Origin of the sequence: Micrococcus sp. HG099 (assembly GCF_024723355.1) — a bacterium.
Classification (GTDB): domain Bacteria; phylum Actinomycetota; class Actinomycetes; order Actinomycetales; family Micrococcaceae; genus Micrococcus; species Micrococcus endophyticus.
This window is the reverse complement of the sequence record NZ_JANQCJ010000204.1, coordinates 1-2,550: the sequence shown is the minus strand read 5'-3', so window position 1 is coordinate 2,550 and position 2,550 is coordinate 1. Positions and strand designations below refer to the sequence as shown.

2 protein-coding genes are annotated in these 2,550 nt (G+C 76.8%); one reads left to right on the top strand and one right to left on the bottom strand.

Annotated features, from left to right (window positions below; translation table 11 throughout):
- Positions 1 to 64: 64 nt before the first annotated feature.
- Entirely contained in the window at positions 65 to 1,396 is a 1,332-nt protein-coding gene (locus NWP10_RS11540) for an SAM-dependent methyltransferase (RefSeq protein ID WP_258300998.1), read from the bottom strand.
- Between the two features lie 68 nt (positions 1,397 to 1,464).
- Here NWP10_RS11540 and NWP10_RS11535 point away from each other — a divergent pair.
- Positions 1,465 to 2,550: glutamate--cysteine ligase (locus NWP10_RS11535; protein ID WP_258300997.1), on the top strand; the 1,086-nt coding region annotated here is incomplete at its 3' end.

The following is a 2,550-nucleotide window of genomic DNA, read 5'->3' as shown; positions in this document are numbered from 1 at the left end:
CCCGGCGACCCTGCGCCAGCAACCGCCACGGGTCGTCCCCGGCGGCCTCCCGGCGCGGCCTCCCTCAGTCCAGGGGCGTCACCTCGAGCGCGAACCGGCGCTCGCCCACGCGGGCCAGCACGAGCGTCGCGTGCCGCCCGCCGGCGGCGGCCCGGCCGCCCTTCGAGCCGCCCAGGACCTGCCGGCGGACCTCCTCGGGCGTCTCGCGCACGCCCCGCTTCTTCACGTCCAGGCGGCCGACCCCCGTCTCCTTCGCCCACCGGCGCAGAGACTTGAGGTGGAAATCGTGGACCGCGTCGATCCGGTACGCCCGGGCCAGCGGGTCGACCGCGTGCTCGGTGGCCACCAAATAGGCCAGGTGCGGGTCCAGCTGGCGGGCCGGCGTCGGCCAGGAGACCGCCAGGTCCGTGACGAGCCCGGCCCGGATGACGGCGCCGTCCGGCTCGTGGAGCACCTCCCCCACCAGCCCGGGCATGCCCTCCTCCCCCACGGCCTCGACCCCCGGGGAGTCGCCGAAGTCCGCGCCGGAGACGAGCTCCGCCGTCGTCGCCTGCCCGCCGCGGGTGTCGATCACACGGGCGGCGCGGCGCACCCCGGGCCGGGCGGCGGCGTTGAACCACAGGGCGGCCTCCACGACGTCGCCGTCCACGCTGACCCACTCCGCCTCCGCGCCGGCCGGCACGGCCTCGTGGGGCAGGCCCGGGCCGAGCTTGACGCCGACCGGGACGCCGGTGGCCGCCAGCTCCTCGACCACGCTCAGCGGAGGGGAGAACGCCTCGGGGTCGAACACGCGGGCCGATCCGCCCCCGCCCACTTGGCGGCGCGCGGGGTCCAGCCACACGGCGTCCGCCTGCGCGGGCACGTGCTCGCGGGCCCACGGCACGGCGTCGCCGTGCACCACGCGGGCGCCGGGGCGGTCGGTCAGGTTGACCTCGGCGGCCGCGGCGACGACGGCGTCCCGCTCCACGGCGACCACCCCCAGGCCGGCGTCGGCGAACGCCCGGGCGTCCAGGCCCAGCCCGCAGCCCAGGTCGGCGACCGTCCGGGCCCCGGCGGCGGCCATCCGCTGCGCGTGCAGCGCCGCCACGACGGGCCGGGTGGCCTGCTCGAGGCCGTCCCGGGTGAACAGCATGCCCCGCGCGTCCGGGCCGAGCCGCGGCACAGCGCGGGCGCGCAGGTCCGCCTGGGTCAGCACGGCCGCCACCCGCTCGGGCGGATGCCCGGCGGCGCGCAGCCGGGAGGAGACCGCGAGCGCGTCCGCCGCGCGGTGCTCGCCCAGGGAGTCCAGCAGCGCCCGCCCTTCGGGCTCGAGGACAGGGGCGAGGGCGGTGGGGTCCGCCTCCGAGGCGGCGGCCGTGGGACGGGGGGCGCGGGCGGACGGACGGGGGCGGGCCATGGGCTCCAGCGTAGGTCCGCCGACGGCGCCCCCGCGCGGTGGCGGGCGGCGGTCCCTAGGATGGGTCCATGAATCTGCCCTTCGCCGACTCCACGCAGTCCACCCTCGGCATCGAGTGGGAGGTCGCGCTCGTGGACGCCGCGACCGGGGACCTGCGCTCCGAGGCCCCCGCGATCCTGCACGAGCTCCACGAGGAGGCCGGGCTCGCGGAGGGCGAGGACCACCCCCACGTCACCGGCGAGCTGCTGCAGAACACGGTCGAGCTGGTCACCGGCGTGCACGAGGCCGTTCCGGCGGCGGTGGCCGAGCTCGGCACCATCGCGGCCAGAGTGGCGCGCGCCGCCGCCGACCGCGGCCTGGCGCTGTACTGCCAGGGCACCCACCCGTTCGGGGAGGCGATGACCCAGCCGATCACCCCCAAGGAGCGGTACGGCCGCATGGTGGACCTCACCCAGTACTGGGGCCGGCAGATGCTGATCTTCGGGGTCCACGTGCACGTGGGCCTCGACGACCCGGCCAAGGCGATGCCCGCCGTCAACCGCCTCATCAGCCGCTTCCCGCACCTGCTGGCGCTGTCCGCGTCCTCGCCGTTCTGGGTGGGGGCGGACACCGGCTACCAGTCCCAGCGCACCCAGCTCTTCCAGCAGCTGCCCACCGCGGGCCTGCCCTTCCAGTTCGAGACGTGGGCGGAGTTCGAGGCTTGCGTGCAGCAGATGACGGACGTGGGCATGGTGGAGGACGTCACCGAGTGCCGCTGGGACGTGCGCGCGGTGCCGCGGTTGGGCACGGTGGAGATGCGCGCGTGCGACGGGATGGCCACGCTCGAGGAGATCGCCGCCGTCGCCGCCTACACGCAGTGCCTCGTGCACGAGCTGTCCGCGGACGTGGAGCGGGGGCGCCACATGGAGATCCTGCCGCCGTGGTACACGCAGGAGAACAAGTGGCGGGCCTCCCGCTACGGGATGGACGCCACGGTGATCGTGGACGCCGCCGGCACCCAGGTGCCGCTGGCCGAGCACCTGGGCGCGGACCTCGAGCGGCTCGCGCCGATCGCCGAGGAGCTGGGCTGCGCCGCCGAGCTCGCCCACGCGCGCGTGCTCATGGAGCACAGCCCGGCGGACCGCCAGCGCGCCGTCGAGGCCGAGGCCCTGGCC

Excerpts from the sequence above, each read along its gene's own strand:
- NWP10_RS11540 (WP_258300998.1), bottom strand. The coding sequence starts at position 1,396 with ATGGCCCGCCCCCGTCCGTCCGCCCGCGCCCCCCGTCCCACGGCCGCC.